Raw genomic sequence first — 15,476 nt, forward strand, 5'->3', positions numbered from 1 at the left:
GGTTACATTCCGAACCCGGAAGCTAAGCCTTACAGCGCCGATGGTACTGCAGGGGGGACCCTGTGGGAGAGTAGGACGCCGCCGAACAATCATTCGAGAAGCCCCCGCCGGGTGAACCTGGCGGGGGCTTTTCTGTTGTAGGGTCAACGTGCATTGTCGTCACACGGGACAGGAGGCCCCCGGGTGGAGGTCCAGGAGACGCGGGTCCAGACCGATCGCGTCCTCACCATCCCCAACCTGCTCAGCATGGGCCGGCTGGTCGGTGTTCCGCTTTTTCTCTGGCTGATTCTCTGGCCGGTTTTCGACGGCCCCAACAACGATGGTTGGGCGCTGCTGATCCTGATGCTGAGCGGTGTCAGCGACTACCTCGACGGGAAACTCGCACGGCGATGGGGGCAGGTCAGCCGGGTGGGGCAGCTGCTCGATCCGCTGGCCGACCGGCTCTACGTGCTGTCCACGCTGGTCGGTTTGACCTGGCGTGAGATTCTTCCGTGGTGGGTGACGGCGATTCTGCTGGCCCGGGAAGTGTTTATCGGCGCGCTGCTGCCCATTTTGAACCGGCACGGTTACGGGCCGCTTCAGGTGAGTTTTCTGGGGAAGGCCGCGACCTTCAATCTGATGTACGCGTTTCCGCTTCTCCTGCTCGGCAGCGTGGACAGCTGGATCGCGCGGCCGGCCGAGGTGGTGAGCTGGGCCTTCATCTGGTGGGGGACCACATTGTACTGGTGGGCCGGTATTCTTTACGCGGTTCAGGCCCGGCGGATCACCCGAGCGGGCTCGACGGGCTCCGCGTCCGCAGTCTGAGACGTGATCTGAGAGAAGTCCCACGCCGTATCGGTGCGTCGGACGATACCTTCCGGGTAGGGATCCCTCTGGAACGGTTTGATGGACCTGTAGGTCCACCACCGCAAAGGAGGACGCACCCGTAATGAAAGCCGTTGTCATGGCAGGGGGCGAAGGAACCCGACTCCGCCCGATGACCTCCAGCATGCCGAAGCCGCTGCTTCCGGTCGCGAATAGGCCGATCATGGAGCACGTGCTTCGGCTGCTGAAGCGGCACGGCCTCTCCGACACCGTCGTCACCGTCCAGTTCCTGGCCTCACTGGTCAAGAACTACTTCGGTGACGGCGAGGACCTGGGCATGCATCTGACCTATGCCCACGAGGAGACGCCGCTAGGCACCGCGGGGAGTGTCAAGAACGCCGAGGACGCGTTGAAGGACGACTCCTTTCTGGTGATCTCCGGTGACGCACTGACCGACTTCGACCTCTCGGAATTGATCGAGTTTCACCGCAGTAAGAACGCGCTGGTCACCGTCTGTCTCACCAGGGTGCCGAATCCCCTCGAGTTCGGTATCACGATCACGGACGACGACGGACGGGTCGAGCGCTTCCTGGAGAAGCCGACCTGGGGGCAGGTCTTCTCGGACACTGTGAACACCGGTATCTACGTGATGGAACCAGAGGTCTTCGACTACGTCGCAGCAGGTGAGTCCGTCGACTGGTCGAGTGACGTCTTCCCGCAATTGTTGAAGGAGGGCAAGCGGGTCTACGGCTACGTCGCCGAGGGCTACTGGGAGGACGTGGGCACCCACGAGAGCTACGGCAAGGCCCAGGCGGACGTCCTGGAGGGCAAGGTCGACGTCGAGCTCGACGGGTTCGAGATCTCGCCGGGCGTCTGGGTGGCCGAGGGCGCGGAGGTGGACCCGGAGGCGGTGCTGCGCGGGCCGCTGTACATCGGGGACTACGCCAAGGTCGAGGCCGGCGTCGAGATCCGCGAGCACACCGTGCTCGGCAGCAACGTGGTGGTCAAGCGCGGGGCCTTCCTCCACAAGGCGGTCGTGCACGACAACGTCTACATCGGGCCGCAGAGCAATCTGCGAGGCTGTGTGGTCGGCAAGAACACCGACGTGATGCGGGCCGCCCGGATCGAGGACGGCGCGGTGATCGGGGACGAGTGCCTGATCGGCGAGGAGTCGATCATCGGTGCGAACGTCCGGGTCTATCCGTTCAAGACCATCGAGGCCGGCGCCGTCGTCAACACGTCGGTGATCTGGGAGTCCCGCGGCCAGGAGCACCTGTTCGGCGTGCGTGGCGTGTCGGGGATCCTGAACGTCGAGATCACTCCGGAACTGGCCGTGCGGTTGGCCGGCGCGTACGCCACGACCCTGAAGAAGGGGGCGACCGTCACCATTGCGCGTGACCACTCGCGTGGTGCGCGTGCGCTCAAACGGGCGATGATCTCGGCGCTCCAGACGTCGGCCATAGACGTCCGCGACCTGGAGAACGTGCCGATGCCGGTGGCCCGGCAGCACACCGCGCGGGGGAGTGCGGGCGGGATCTTCCTGCGGACCACGCCGGGGGTGCCCGACTCGCTGGACATCCTCTTCTTCGACGAGCGCGGGGCCGATCTCTCGCAGGCCGGTCAGCGCAAGCTGGACCGCGTGTACGCGCGCCAGGAGTACCGGCGGGCCTTCCCCGGTGAGATCGGGGACCTGACCTTCCCGTCCAGCGTCTTCGACTCCTACGCGGGCAACCTGCTGCGGGCCGTCGACACCACCGGGGTACGGGAGGCCGGACTGAAGGTGGTCGTGGACACCGCGCACGGCAGCGCCGGCCTGGTTCTGCCGAGCATCCTCGGACGGCTCGGAGTGGAGGCGCTCACCGTCTCCAGCGGGCTGGACGAGGCGCGGCCGACGGAGGACGCCGAGGAGCGGCGGGCCGGGCTGGCCAGGCTCGGTGAGCTGGTGGCCTCCTCCCGGGCGGCCTTCGGCGTCCGCTTCGACCCGGTCGGCGAGCGGGTCGCGTTCGTCGACGAACTGGGCCGGGTGATCGACGACGACCGGGCGTTGCTGGTGCTGCTGGACCTGGTCGCGGCCGAGCGGCGCAGCGGGCAGGTGGCGCTGCCGGTGACCACGACCCGGATCGCCGAGCAGGTCGCCGCGTACCACGGCACCCAGGTCATCTGGACCACGACGACGCCGGACGACCTGGCGAAGGCGGCCGCCACCGAGGGCACGGTGTTCGGCGGGGACGGGCGCGGCGGTTTCGTGGTGCCGGAGTTCAGCGGAGTGCTGGACGGGGCCGCGGCCTTCGTGCGGTTGGTCGGCCTGGTGGCGCGGACCCAGCTCACGCTGAGCCAGATCGACGCGCGCATCCCGCAGGCGCACATCCGTCGCCGGGACCTGGCGACGCCGTGGGCGGCCAAGGGGATGGTGATGCGCTCGGTGGTCGAGGCGGCCGGCAGTCGGCGGCTGGACACCACCGACGGCGTCCGGGTCGTCGAGGCGGACGGGCGCTGGACGCTGGTGCTGCCGGATCCGGCCGAGGCGACCACCCACCTGTGGGCGGAGGGTCCGGACGACGAGGCCACGGAGGCGCTGCTGGACGAGTGGGCGGCGGTGGTCGACGGGGCCGGGAGGTGACGGCACCGGTCTGATCGTCCGACGGTCCTGACGGTCGGGGCGCGCGGCATGGTCCGCGCGCCCCGCTGTCCGTTTTCACACTGTTCGCAATGATCCGTCACTTTGTGTCGTGTGTGCAGCTCAGGGGGTGTGCGTGGGCCCCTTCGCCGACGTGGGACGATGGTCCGCATGCCAGCGACGCCGACGCCGAGTGCCCCGAACGGACGGTACAACCGCCCGGACGCCTCGATGTCCCTGCTGACCAACGTCATGGACCACAGCCTCGACGAGGGCTACGCCGAGGCGGCCGCGGCGCGGGGCGGAGACCACGACAGCCGGATACCCAGGACGGTCCGAGGCCTGCTCACGCTGGGCGCCGGGCTGGCATTGGTCGGGGTCGTGGTGACGGTCGGCGCGGTGAACGCGCACAAGGCGGAGCCGACGCTGGCCAAGGAACGGGACGCGCTGATCCACCGGATCAACGACACCAACGGCTCGGCCGATCACCTCCAGCAGCAGGTCCAGGACCTGCGGCGCAAGGTCGAGAACACGCAGCAGCAGGCGCTCGCCACGGGCGACGGCGACCAGGGCGGTCTGACCGGCGCGGTGGGCCTGGGTGAGGTCGCGGGGCCGGGCGTCAAGCTGGTCCTGGAGGACGCGGCGGGGACCGGCGGCGGGGGAAACGTCGACCCGCGGGCCGGGCAGGGCTTCTCCAACAGCGGCCGGCTGCGGGACCGCGACCTCCAGCTGGTGGTGAACGGCCTGTGGGGATCCGGTGCGGAAGCCGTGGCGATCAACGGTCAGCGGCTCACCGCGCTCTCGGCGATCCGGGCCGCGGGCGAGGCGGTGCTGGTGGACAACCGGCCGCTCGTCCCGCCGTACAACATCCAGGCGATCGGGGACGGGCCGAAGCTGCTCACCGCCTTCGAGAACGACATGGCCGGGCAGTACCTGCGGCTGCTCCAGGAGAAGTACGGCATCAAGTCGACCATGTCCGCGCAGAAGAGCCTGACGCTGCCGGCCGCGGTGGGCGTGACGCTGCGGACCGCCCAGCCGGTCACGCCCGAGCCCTCGCCCCCGGCGTCCCCGTCGGCGGCTTCGGTCACCCCGACGCCGTCACCCACCGCCGGAACCTCCGGGAGCCCGAGCGCGTCCGTTTCACCGTCTGCGGGCAGCACCGGTCGGCGTACGCCGACCGGGTCCGCGAAGACCACGACAGCCCACTCGTCCACGACGGCCCCGACGGGGTCGTCGTCCTCAGGGACAGGAGCAGCTAGACCGTGATTGCCGTACTGGGTCTCGTGATCGGGGTGGTCGTCGGACTCTTCGTCCAGCCCGAGGTGCCGGACGCCGTCGTGCCGTACCTGCCGATCGCGGTGGTGGCGGCGCTGGACGCCGTGTTCGGCGGCGTCCGGGCGATGCTGGACGGGATCTTCAACGACAAGGTGTTCATCGTCTCGTTCCTGTCGAACGTGGTGGTCGCGGCACTGATCGTCTTCCTCGGTGACCAGCTGGGCGTCGGCTCGCAGCTGTCCACGGGTGTGGTCGTCGTCCTCGGCATCCGCATCTTCTCCAACGCGGCCGCGATTCGGCGCCATGTCTTCCGCGCCTGAGCCGGGCCGCGGGGCGGCGGAGGAGCACGCGGACGGCGGCGGGAAGGCGTCGGAGCGGGCCGCCGAGGCGCCGGGGCCGGAGTCGGCGGACGGGGCCGGGGAGGTCCAGCACGCCGATCCGGCCGAGGAGCCGGGGAAGGCGCAGGGGCCCGTGGCGGCGGAGGAGCCCGAGGAACAGGCTGCGGCGAAGGCTGACGCTAAGCCTGAGCTTGATGCGAAGGCGGCGCCCGCGCCCGTGGTGCGGCTCGCGAAGGCCGCGGCGCCTGCGCCCGAGCCCGCGTCTGAGCCCGGGCCCGAGCCCGAACCTGAGCCCGATCCCGTGGTGGAGCCGGCCGCCGTGGACCGCGGTGCGGGACGGCGGCGCCTCAAGGCGGCCCTGTGGCCGCCGCGGATGTCGCGCGGGCAGCTGGTGGTGGCGCTGCTGCTGTTCTCGCTCGGCCTGGGGCTGGCGATCCAGGTGCGGTCGACCAACGACCACCACAGTCAGCTCCGCGGGGCCCGCCAGGAGGACCTGGTGCGCATCCTCGACGAACTGGACAGCCGTCAGCAGCGTCTTCAGCAGGAGAAGGCGGAGTTGGAGCAGTCCCTGGCCAAGTTGGAGAACAGTTCCAACCAGGCCAAGGAGGCCCAGGAGCAGACCAGGAAGAAGGCGACGGAGCTCGGCGTGCTCGCCGGTACCGTCAAAGCCACTGGTCCGGGCATCGTACTCACGGTCGATGATCCCCAAGGGCAGGTGAAGGCAGATATGCTGCTGGACACCCTGCAAGAACTTCGAGCGGCAGGGGCGGAGGCGATTCAGATCAACGATGTGCGCGTGGTGGTCAACACCTACTTCACCGACGTGTCGGGCGGCGGGGTGCAGATCGACGGGAAGAAGGTCTCGCAGCCCTACCGGTTCACCGTCGTGGGGAACCCGCAGGATCTGACACCCGCGCTGAACATCCCGGGGGGTGTCGTCCGTACTCTGGAGAGTCACCAGGCGCGGGCGACGATCACCCAGCAGCAGAAGGTGGTCGTGGACGCCCTCGTGGATCTGAAGACGCCGCAGTACGCCAAGCCGGCATCGAAGTGACGGGGCGCCCGACGAACGGCCCGTCACCTGCGGGCGGCACCCGGTGCGGGGCGCCGCCGTCGCGTGGGCGAGACTGGGTCGTACCAGTACGCACCGGAGCACCAACCGCAGTACCAACCGTCGGAGTACCACTCCAGCAGGCCCGATCCGCAATCGGGCCCGCCGTCTGTCCGAGGTTCTCACCCTGCCCCGCGGGCGGGTCTGTCACACGCAAGGGGATTCGCCCGTGAGTTTCTTCTCGAAGTTGTTCGGTCGTAACAAGGGCCGTGGCGCGGCCTCCGTCGAGGCGCCGACCGCGCGGCACCGCCGGCCCGAGGACGAGGCCGCCGTGCCGGGCATGCGCTCCGCTCCCGAGGGGGCGCCGTACGCCGAGCAGCAGCTGTTCCGGGACGGCGCCGCCGCCCAGTACGCCGGTAATCCGGTCGGCTACGGCGCGTCGGTTGACCCTTCCGGCGACCCGCGCATAGGTTTCCAGTCAGGACCCTCAACCTCTGGTGGAGGGTTTGCCCCCGATCCGTACGCCGGGCACAACCCGTCGGGTGTGCCGCGCCAGGAGGCTGTGAACATGGCTGGCCCCACTCCGTGCCCCAGGTGCGGCAACCAGAACCCGGCCTCGGCCCGGTTCTGCTCCAACTGCGGTACGGCCCTTCGCGGTGGCCTGCTCCCGGAGGGGGCGGCGGAGACCACGTCGACCATCTCCATTTCGGGCCTGGAGTCGTACGACCCCAACACCACGACCGGCACCGGCGCGACGCCGGCCCTGTCGGCCGAGGTGCTGTCGGCGATCGACGCGCTGCCGCCGGGCTCGGCCCTGCTGATCGTCCAGCGCGGTCCGAACTCGGGCAGCCGCTTCCTGCTGGACTCGGACGTCACCACGGCCGGCCGTCACCCGCAGGGCGACATCTTCCTGGACGACGTCACGGTCTCGCGGCGCCACGTGGAGTTCCGTCGGACGCAGGCCGGGTTCAGCGTCGCGGACGTCGGCAGCCTCAACGGCACCTACGTCAACCGGGAGCGGATCGACGAGGTGTCGCTGAACAACGGTGACGAGGTGCAGATCGGGAAGTACCGGCTGGTGTTCTTCGCCGGCCACAACCGGGGGTACTGAACCCAACGTCGGTAGGAGCCCGAGTGAGTACGAATACCCCTTCATCTTCTCTCGGGGCGGCCACCCCCGCATCGTCCGGTCCGTACGTGGACCGCGGCGGGCGCGGGGTGGTCGCGGGTCCCAGGCAGCCGGTCCGTCCGGAGCGGCCGGGTGGGCGGCGGCGCGGCGGCGACGAGCTGCTGAGCATCGGCGCGGTGTTGACCTTCCTGCGCGACGACTTCCCCGAGGTCACCATCTCCAAGATCAGGTTCCTGGAGGCGGAGGGGCTGGTCGAGCCGCAGCGCACGCCCTCGGGGTACCGCAAGTTCAGCCCGGCCGACGTGGAGCGGCTGGCCTACGTCCTGCGGATGCAGCGTGACCACTACCTGCCGCTGCGGGTGATCCGCGAGCACCTGGACGCCATCGAGCGCGGTGAGGCACCGCCCGCGCTGCCGCCCTCCGCCGACACCCGGCCCGGGCCGGTGGAGGAGGCGGACCGGGAGCTGGGGGCTTCGGCCGACGTCCCGTCCGGAGTCCGGCTGGGGCGTGCCGAGCTGCTGGCGGCCGCCGAGTCCGGGGAGCGCGAGCTGTCCGAGTGGGAGTCCTACGGTCTGGTCGCGCCCGGTCCGGACGGCGGGTACGACGGCGAGGCGCTGCAGGTGGCCCGGCTGGTCGCGGAACTCGGCCGGTACGGGCTGGAACCGCGGCACCTGCGGGCCATGAAGGCCGCGGCGGACCGGGAGATCGCGCTGGTGGAACAGGTGGTGGCGCCACTGCGCCGGCACCGGAACCCGCAGACCAGGGCCCATGCCGAGGCGACCGCGCGGGAGCTGGCGACCCTGTCCGTGCGGCTGCACGCGGCGATGGTCCAGGCCGGTCTGCGCAACCGCGGATAGCGTCCCCGCGGGGTTCCTGTGGGATTCTCACGGGGCTCCTGCGGCCGGCCGTCCAGACCCCGGGCGGCCGGGGGTGCAGCGCGCTGACCAGCGGCGTCGGCCCTGCGCTTTCATATCCGGGGCCTGAGCCATAGGGTTGCCTGTGTGAATGAGCTCGACGTCGTGGGTGTCCGAGTGGAGATGCCTTCCAACCAGCCGATCGTGCTGCTGCGGGAGGTCGGGGGCGATCGGTACCTGCCGATCTGGATCGGTCCCGGCGAGGCGACCGCGATCGCCTTCGCCCAGCAGGGCATGACGCCGGTCCGCCCGCTGACGCACGACCTGTTCAAGGACGTCCTGGAGGCGCTGGGGCAGCAGCTCACCGAGGTCCGGATCACCGACCTGCGGGAGGGCGTCTTCTACGCCGAGCTGGTCTTCACCGGCGGGGTCGAGGTGAGCGCCCGGCCGTCCGACGCGATAGCGCTGGCCCTGCGCACCGGCACGCCGATCTACGGGAGCGAGGAGGTGCTCGCCGAGGCGGGCATCGCGATCCCGGACGAGCAGGAGGACGAGGTCGAGAAGTTCCGCGAGTTCCTCGACCAGGTGTCGCCCGAGGACTTCGGGGGCAGCGGCCCGCAGTAGCGCGGACCGGATTTCCCTACAGGTCAGGCCGTTGTTCGGCCTGCCGTTTTGCCAAAAACCGTCGACCTACCCACACTAGGGGCACGAAAAACCACTCTCCTGAGTGATGTGGTTTGGCTGGCCCGGCGTGGCGATCGTTGACGGGTCATAGGGGACTGCCTACCGTCAGGAGTGGCTGTCCGGGTGACCGATGCCCGCAGTTCGGGTTGCCCGCAGCACCAGTGGACGGAGGCAGGCATGAGCAGCACCGGCGATGACACGGCCGTGGGAGGCCTGTGTGCCGTGCACCTGCCGCGCACCGCTCGCACCGTGACGGACCTGCCCCGGGTGGGCAGGTTCCCGGCCGTGCAGCCCGGTCAGCCCGCCATCGAGCGGCTGGCCCCGACGTCCGAACTGATCGGTTACCGCGGTCCGACGGCCTGCGCGGCGGCCGGCATCACGTACCGCCAGCTGGACTACTGGGCCCGGACCGGACTGCTGGAGCCCAGCGTCCGTTCGGCGTACCCGGCCACCAGCCAGCGGCTCTACAGCTTCCGCGACATCCTGCTGCTGAAGATCGTGAAGCGGCTGCTCGACGCGGGCGTCTCGCTGCAGAACATCCGGGTGGCGGTCGCCCATCTGCAGGCGGCCGAGCAGGGCGACCTGGCCGGGATGACGCTGATGTGCGACGGCGCGACGGTGTACGAGTGCACCACGCCGCAGCAGGTGGTGGACCTGCTGAAGGGCGGTCAGGGGGTGTTCGGCATCGCGGTCGGAGCGGTCTGGCGGGAGCTGGAGCTCACGCTCGGGCGGCTGCACGCGGAGCGCACCGACACCGGCGAGACGCTGGTCGGCCACGACCCGTCCGACGAGCTGGCCCAGCGGCGCAACCGGGCGGTCTGAACACAGAACTGACGAGGCCGCGGGCCCGGACGGGGAACCGTCCGGGCCCGCGGCCTCGTCGTTGCGCCTGGTGGGGCGATCGAGGGAGGACACGTGGGGTTCGGCACCGGGATAGCGGGTCTGCTGCGGCGTCGGGGCGGGCTGCTGAAGGTCCGGTTTCGGCGGCGGCCCGTGCAGCGCAGGGCCTTCCAGGCGGCGACGGTGCTCTGTTCGCTGGCGCTGGCGCCGAGCGCGTGGCTGTGGTGCTCGGCCGGGGACCGGGTCGGCACGGTGGCCGGCGTGCCGTCCGCACCGGTCGCGGTGGTCTTCGGCGCCGGGCTGGACCAGGGCAAGCCGTCGCCGTACCTGGAGCACCGGCTGAGCGCGGCGCTTGACCTGTACCGGGCGGGGAAGGTGCAGGCGATCCTGGTGACCGGCGACAACGGCCGGGACAGCTACGACGAGCCGGACGCGATGCGGACGTACCTGATCGAGCACGGGGTGCCGGCGGTGCGGGTGGTGGGCGACTACGCGGGCTTCGACACCTGGAACTCCTGCACCCGGGCCCGGCGGGTCTTCGGGGTGGAGCGGGCGGTGCTGGTCAGCCAGGACTTCCACGTCCGCCGGGCGCTGGCCCTGTGCGAGGCGGCGGGCATCGACGCGTACGCGGTCGGGGTGCCGGAACCGCACGACGGCACCTGGCTGTACGGCGGGCTGCGGGAGATACCCGGGGCGGGCAAGGCGGCGGTCAACGCGTGGCTGCGGCCGGACCCGCTGTTCCTCGGGCCCCAGGAGGACGGCATCCCGAAGGCTCTGGCGGACGCCGCGCAGGGCTAGGGGCTCTCTTTCGGATCACGCCGGGCGCGCGACGCCGGAGCACGCACCTCGCCGCGTTGTCGTCGGTCGCCGATAGCCCCCAGCCTCCGGCCGGGAGGTGCCCCCACCGCATGGACTCCCTCCTCCGCCTTGCGATGCACGCACCCCGACGCCGCGCGCTGATCCGACGTGATCCGAAAGAGAGCCCCCTAGGGCCTGCCCGGGTTCGTACGCATTGTCGGACCCCTGCGGGATGATCGGCGGGTGCGATCACTGCCGAGCATCATCCACCTCGACATGGACGCCTTCTTCGCGGCGGTGGAGCAGGCGGCCAAGCCGAGCCTGCGCGGCAAACCGGTGGTGGTCGGCGGGCTCGGCGGGCGCGGAGTGGTCTCCACCGCCTCGTACGAGGCGCGGAAGTTCGGGGTGCACTCGGCGATGCCGATGGCGCAGGCGCGCCGGCTCTGCCCCAACGCGGCCTTCCTGAGCGGCCGGTTCGAGGCCTACCGGCAGGTCAGCGAGCTCGTGATGGGTCTGCTGCGGGAGCTGTCGCCGCTGGTGCAGCCGCTCAGCCTGGACGAGGCCTTCGTCGACCTGGAGGCCGGCCCCTACGGTCCGGTGCTGGCGGAGTCCGACCACGAGACCGGGGAGCGGTTGGTGCTCGCCCTGGCGGAGGACCTGCGGGCGGACATCCAGCGGCGCACCGGGCTGACCGGGTCGGTCGGGGCCGCCGGGTCCAAGCTGATGGCGAAGATCGCCTCCGAGCAGGCCAAGCCGGACGGGCTGGTGCTGATCGAACCCGGGCAGGAGCGGGCCGTGCTCGGCCCGATGCCGGTCCGGGCGCTGCCCGGGATCGGGCCGGCCACCGAACAGGTGCTGCGGCGGGCCGGACTGAACACCGTGGCGGACCTCGCCGAGGCGGGGGAGGGCGAACTGGTGCAGCTGCTCGGGCGGGCGCACGGCGCCGGTGTGCACCAGATGTCGATAGGGCTGGACGACCGGCCGGTGGTGGCCGACCAGGACGCCAAGTCGGTCTCGGTGGAGGACACCTTCGAGGTGGACCTCGCGGACCGGGAGCGGGTGCTGCGCGAGGTGGAGGTGCTGGCCGCCCGGTGCGTGCGGCGGCTGCGCGCGACCGGGCGCTCGGGGCGGACGGTGGTGCTCAAGGTCCGGCGGTTCGACTTCTCGACGCTGACCCGTTCGGAGACGCTGCGCGGGCCCACCGACGACGAGGCGGTGGTCATCGAGACGGCGCGTCGGCTGGCCTCCCAGGTGGACATCACCGGCGGGGTGCGGCTGCTCGGGGTGGGGGTCGCCCAGCTGGCCGACTACACGCAGGAGGACTTGTTCGCGCAGGCCCTGCGGGAGGAGGCGGCCGAGCACGCGGAGGCGGAGGTCGAGACGGCCGAGGAGGAGCCGGAGGCGGCCGCGCCGCGCCGCTGGATGCCCGGGCAGGACGTCCGCCATGCCGAGCTGGGGCCCGGGTGGGTGCAGGGCAGCGGTGTCGGACGGGTCACCGTGCGGTTCGAGACGCCGTGGAGCGGGCCGGGACGCATCCGGACCTTCGCGGTGGACGATCCGGCGTTGGAACCGGCCCGTCCGCTGCCGCTCTGGGGGGCCGAGGAGGCCGAGGGGGCGGAGGAGACGGGGGCGTCCGGGGAGACGGAGGCGCCGGGGGTGTGAAACGCGAAGCGGCCCCAACCGGTGGGGGGGGGAGTACCGGTTGGGGCCGCATACCGTGCCGGACTTCGTGCGGTCGTGATGCCCTCGCGACCGTCCGAAGGCCGGGCCGCCGCGCCCTGTCCCTGAGCGCGGGGCCGGACGCCTGGTCAGGCGTCGGTCTTGGCCAGCTCGGGGCTGGAGTTCCGCTCGGCCGTGCCGCCCGAGGCGACGACGGTGGCGGCCGGCTTGACGCCGCGGATCAGGAACGGGACGACGCCGGCGACGGCGCAGACGACGGCCGCGGCCCAGAACGCGTGCTTGTAGGCGTCCAGCGTGGGCAGCAGCAGCGGGATCTGCGGCGGCAGCTTCATGGTGTCGCCGGTCAGGATGGCGGCCATCACGGCGGTGCCGATCGCGCCACCGACGGTGCGCAGCACGGCGTTCATGCCGTTGGCGATGCCGCTCTGCTCCACCGGGACGGCGCCGTTGATGTAGGCCGGCATGGCGGAGAACGCCAGGCCGATGCCCAGGCCGAAGATCGCCGAGGAGGTGTAGATGTCGCCCTCGTGGCTGTGCCGCACGGCCAGGTAGGCCATCGCGACGGCACCCAGGACGCCACCGAGGACCAGCGGCAGGCGCGGGCCGCGGCGGGCGATCAGCATGGCGCCGACCGGGGCCGCCACCATCGAGCCGATCGCGGACGGCAGCAGCAGCAGACCGGCGTGCAGGACGGTCGCGGTGAAGCCGTAGTGGGTGAGCTTCTCCGGGGTCTGGGCGAAGTTGCTGATCACCATGAACGAGCCGTACATGCCGAAGCCGATCAGCAGGCCGGCCAGGTTGGTGAAGGCGACGGCCGGACGGGACATCATCTTCATGTCCACCAGGGGGTGCGCGACCTTGGTCTCGATGACCCCCCAGATCAGGGCGACGACGGCGGCCACGGCGAACAGGCCGAGGGTCTTGGTCGAGGTCCAGCCCCAGTGGTTGCCCTGGCTGACCGCGACGAGCAGGGCGGAGAGCCAGCCGGCCAGGGTGAGGGCGCCGAGCGGGTCGGCGCCGCCCTCCTTGTCGGTGACCGGGTCGGACGGGACGCGGAACGCGACCAGGGCGACCGCGATCAGGCCGAAGACCAGGCCCATCCAGAAGATCGACTTGTAGCTCCAGTGCTCCAGCAGGAGACCGGTCGCGACCAGGCCGAGGCCGGAGCCGACACCCATCGAGGCGCTGATGGCGGCGACGCCGCCGGTCACCTTCTGCTTGGGCAGCTCGTCGCGGACGATGCTGATCGCCAGCGGGAGCACGCCACCGCCGGCGCCCTGAAGGACACGGGCGACGACCAGCCAGGTGAAGGAGTGGGTGCTGACCGCCAGCGCCGAGCCGGCGACCAGACCGGCCAGCGAGATCAGCAGCATCGGCTTACGGCCCCGGAGGTCGCCGAAGCGGCCCAGCAGGGGAGTCAGCACGGCGGCGGAGAGCAGGTTGGCGGTCATCAGCCAGGTGATGCTGGACGCGGAGACGCTCAGTTCCTTGGCCAGCGAGGGCAGGATCGGGACGACCGCGGTCTGCACCACGCTGAACGACAGCATCGCCAGGATGAGGGCCGGCAGGACCCGGGCGCTGCTCTGCTTCTCGGCCGCGGTGGTGGGCTGTGGTGCCTCACTCACGGTTGCTTCCTCCCGTACATAGTGAATGAACTGAAGTAACCATGCCGGGAGATACTTCAGAGTGTCAAATATCCATTGGTGACGCTTTGGCAAAATCGAAGGATTCCGGCCGGGCGGCGACCGGGGCGCAGGCATGCCGAGGGCCCCGGACCGAGGGGTCCGGGGCCCGGGGAGCGAGGGGTCAGGCGAACGGGCGCAGCACGGCCGGGCGGGGGGCCTCCGCAACCGGGGTGGCCACCGGGGTCGCCGGGACGGCGGCGGTGTTGTCGTGGATCTCGACGTGCTCGCGGCGCAGCTCGTCCCGGATCACCTCCTCGGCGGTGTAGCGCTCCACCACCAGGCGGACCCGCTCGATCGGGGTGAGGTACTTGCGGACCACCGGGCGCTCCTCGCGCAGGGTGACCTCCTCCACCGCCTCGGCGATCTCCTTCTCGGTGAGCGAGGCGCGCTCGGCCTCGCTCACCGGCATCCGCTCCACCCGGACGCGCTCGCGGACCACCGGGACGCGGCGCTCGACCTGCTCGCTGGTCACGTACTTGCGCAGCTTCGCGGTGCCCACGACGTGCCAGTCCGTGGTGATGTCCAGACGCTCCTCGCGGCAGGTGATCTCCACCGGGCCGTTGGGGGACGACGGGGCCGGGCCGGTCGAACGCTCCGAGGCCGGCGGGGCCACGGCCGAGTTCGTGGTCGCGGTGGTCGTCACGATCGGGGCGGGCTGCGGCTTGGGCTCGGTCGTCGTATGGGCGGCCGCGGGTGCGGGGGTGTTGAGGGTCCGCACGTTGACCTCCGTCGCGGTGCCGGTGGGGTCGGCGGGGGTGGTGGTCGGGGCGGGGCCGAGGGTGTGGAAGGCGATGGGCTTCACGGGCTCGGCCGCCGAGGTGGTGCCGAAGTCGAGGTCGGGGCGTGCGGGGCGGTCGCCGTCCCGGCCGACGGTCCGGTCACTCTCGCGGCCGACGGTCCGGTCGCCCTCGCGGCCGACGGTCCGGTCGCCGTCCCGGCCGACCGGGCGGCCGTTCGTCGGGGTGTCCAGGCCGTAGTAGCGGTAGAGCTGGAGCTCCTGGGCGGGCGACAGGTGCTGGCCGACGCCGAAGTCCGGCGACTCCTTCACCAGCGACTTGTCGTACGGCACCCGGAGCTCGTCGCCGGAGAACTCGCTGGTGGTGAGCGGGACGAAGGCGTCCCGGCCGAAGATGCCGGTCCGGACGGCCGCCCACTCCGGCTGGCCGGTGGCGTCGTCCAGGTAGACCTCGTCGACCGTGCCGATCTTGTCTCCGTTGCGGTCGACCGCCTTGTGGCCGATGAGGTCCCGGGGATCGATATCGGTTTGCACTCTTTCCTCCAGTGCGCTGCGCCTGCGGAACTCCCGCAGGACCGTGGCCGGAGCACCCGTTCCGCCTGCCACTTCACACCAAAGGCCATGAATCGGACGGGCGCGACCGGGGTGCGCCGGACGGGCTCCGGGCTGGACCGTCCGGGGGACGCGCGTAGACCCGGAGTGGCCCGACGCGACCGTGATCGGGGGGCCTGCCGCTGGTACCCTGGGCGGCGACCGCCGAGCCCGCTCGGGAGAGTCCCCGGCCACGGAAAGTGCTGGTCGGGGCGCCGAAGGAGCAACTCCTCCCCGGAATCTCTCAGGCATCCGTACCGTGTGGGCTAGGTCACTCTGGAAAGCAGGGCAGGACCGTCGGCAGGGAGCCGACGGGCACCACCCTCACCGACGGTGCAAGCCGGCGGCGTGCCCACAGCGCGCCGTGCGGGTGAAGCTCTCAGGTCCCGATGAC

13 protein-coding genes, 1 rRNA gene, 1 pseudogene and 1 riboswitch are annotated in these 15,476 nt (G+C 71.1%); of the genes and pseudogenes, 12 read left to right on the plus strand and 3 right to left on the minus strand.

Translation table 11 applies throughout. The features are described 5' to 3' along the window. The 12 genes from rrf to ACFVTF_RS12190 all read left to right on the plus strand — a co-directional run. Nucleotides 1-87, plus strand: a 5S ribosomal RNA gene (rrf, locus tag ACFVTF_RS12135); the annotation flags it as partial. Between the two features lie 96 nt (nt 88-183). Further along, nucleotides 184-804, plus strand: a complete 621-nt coding sequence (gene pgsA, locus ACFVTF_RS12140; RefSeq protein WP_063350199.1) for a CDP-diacylglycerol--glycerol-3-phosphate 3-phosphatidyltransferase — start codon at nt 184-186, stop codon at nt 802-804. 124 nt (nt 805-928) lie between these two features. Further along, entirely contained in the window at nt 929-3,424 is a 2,496-nt protein-coding gene (locus tag ACFVTF_RS12145) for a sugar phosphate nucleotidyltransferase (RefSeq protein WP_371521259.1), read from the plus strand. Between the two features lie 168 nt (nt 3,425-3,592). Continuing rightward, nucleotides 3,593-4,687: a DUF881 domain-containing protein gene (locus ACFVTF_RS12150; RefSeq protein WP_387812570.1), complete on the plus strand. Its 1,095-nt coding sequence runs from the start codon at nt 3,593-3,595 to the stop codon at nt 4,685-4,687. Beyond that, nucleotides 4,684-5,016 carry a small basic family protein gene (locus ACFVTF_RS12155; RefSeq protein WP_030062488.1) on the plus strand — a complete coding sequence of 111 codons (333 nt, stop codon included), beginning with the start codon at nt 4,684-4,686 and terminating at the stop codon, nt 5,014-5,016. Before ACFVTF_RS12150 ends, ACFVTF_RS12155 begins: the two co-directional genes overlap by 4 nt. Beyond that, nucleotides 5,000-6,088 (plus strand): DUF881 domain-containing protein, encoded by a 1,089-nt coding sequence (locus ACFVTF_RS12160; protein ID WP_387812573.1) that lies wholly within the window; start codon nt 5,000-5,002, stop codon nt 6,086-6,088. Before ACFVTF_RS12155 ends, ACFVTF_RS12160 begins: the two co-directional genes overlap by 17 nt. Before the next feature lie 226 nt (nt 6,089-6,314). After that, complete coding sequence (locus tag ACFVTF_RS12165) at nt 6,315-7,196, plus strand: FHA domain-containing protein (RefSeq protein ID WP_387812576.1); 882 nt, start codon at nt 6,315-6,317, stop codon at nt 7,194-7,196. A 179-nt stretch (nt 7,197-7,375) separates the two neighbouring features. Beyond that, entirely contained in the window at nt 7,376-8,071 is a 696-nt protein-coding gene (locus ACFVTF_RS12170) for a MerR family transcriptional regulator (RefSeq protein WP_371522967.1), read from the plus strand. Nucleotides 8,072-8,215: 144 nt separating this feature from the next. Next, on the plus strand, nt 8,216-8,692 hold the full coding sequence (locus tag ACFVTF_RS12175) for a bifunctional nuclease family protein (protein ID WP_063350203.1): 477 nt from the start codon (nt 8,216-8,218) through the stop codon (nt 8,690-8,692). Between the two features lie 237 nt (nt 8,693-8,929). Beyond that, nucleotides 8,930-9,574 carry a MerR family transcriptional regulator gene (locus ACFVTF_RS12180; RefSeq protein ID WP_363585308.1) on the plus strand — a complete coding sequence of 215 codons (645 nt, stop codon included), beginning with the start codon at nt 8,930-8,932 and terminating at the stop codon, nt 9,572-9,574. Between the two features lie 93 nt (nt 9,575-9,667). Next, entirely contained in the window at nt 9,668-10,390 is a 723-nt protein-coding gene (locus ACFVTF_RS12185) for a vancomycin high temperature exclusion protein (RefSeq protein WP_387812580.1), read from the plus strand. Nucleotides 10,391-10,633: 243 nt separating this feature from the next. Next, the gene (locus ACFVTF_RS12190) at nt 10,634-12,052 is read left to right on the plus strand and encodes a DNA polymerase IV (RefSeq protein WP_387812583.1); all 1,419 of its coding nucleotides are present in this window, start codon (nt 10,634-10,636) and stop codon (nt 12,050-12,052) included. Between the two features lie 146 nt (nt 12,053-12,198). Here the strand turns inward: ACFVTF_RS12190 and ACFVTF_RS12195 are convergent, their stop codons facing one another. From ACFVTF_RS12195 to ACFVTF_RS12205, 3 genes and pseudogenes are all read right to left on the minus strand, one after another. Further along, nucleotides 12,199-13,695: an MFS transporter gene (locus tag ACFVTF_RS12195; RefSeq protein ID WP_350879022.1), complete on the minus strand. Its 1,497-nt coding sequence runs from the start codon at nt 13,693-13,695 to the stop codon at nt 12,199-12,201. 181 nt (nt 13,696-13,876) lie between these two features. Then, on the minus strand, nt 13,877-14,557 hold the full coding sequence (locus tag ACFVTF_RS12200) for a DUF2382 domain-containing protein (protein ID WP_387813185.1): 681 nt from the start codon (nt 14,555-14,557) through the stop codon (nt 13,877-13,879). 105 nt (nt 14,558-14,662) lie between these two features. Next, nucleotides 14,663-15,025 (minus strand): annotated as a pseudogene (locus ACFVTF_RS12205) (PRC-barrel domain-containing protein); the annotation flags it as partial. Between the two features lie 223 nt (nt 15,026-15,248). After that, nucleotides 15,249-15,352, plus strand: a riboswitch (glycine riboswitch). Nucleotides 15,353-15,476 lie beyond the last annotated feature (124 nt).

Source organism: Kitasatospora sp. NPDC057940, from assembly GCF_042887425.1.
GTDB lineage: Bacteria > Actinomycetota > Actinomycetes > Streptomycetales > Streptomycetaceae > Kitasatospora.

Bases quoted from the DNA above. Each gene is read 5' to 3' on its own strand.
- ACFVTF_RS12145 (WP_371521259.1), top strand. From the start codon at position 929: ATGAAAGCCGTTGTCATGGCAGGGGGCGAAGGAACCCGACTCCGCCCG.
- ACFVTF_RS12160 (WP_387812573.1), top strand. From the start codon at position 5,000: ATGTCTTCCGCGCCTGAGCCGGGCCGCGGGGCGGCGGAGGAGCACGCG.
- ACFVTF_RS12150 (WP_387812570.1), top strand. From the start codon at position 3,593: ATGCCAGCGACGCCGACGCCGAGTGCCCCGAACGGACGGTACAACCGC.
- ACFVTF_RS12180 (WP_363585308.1), top strand. From the start codon at position 8,930: ATGAGCAGCACCGGCGATGACACGGCCGTGGGAGGCCTGTGTGCCGTG.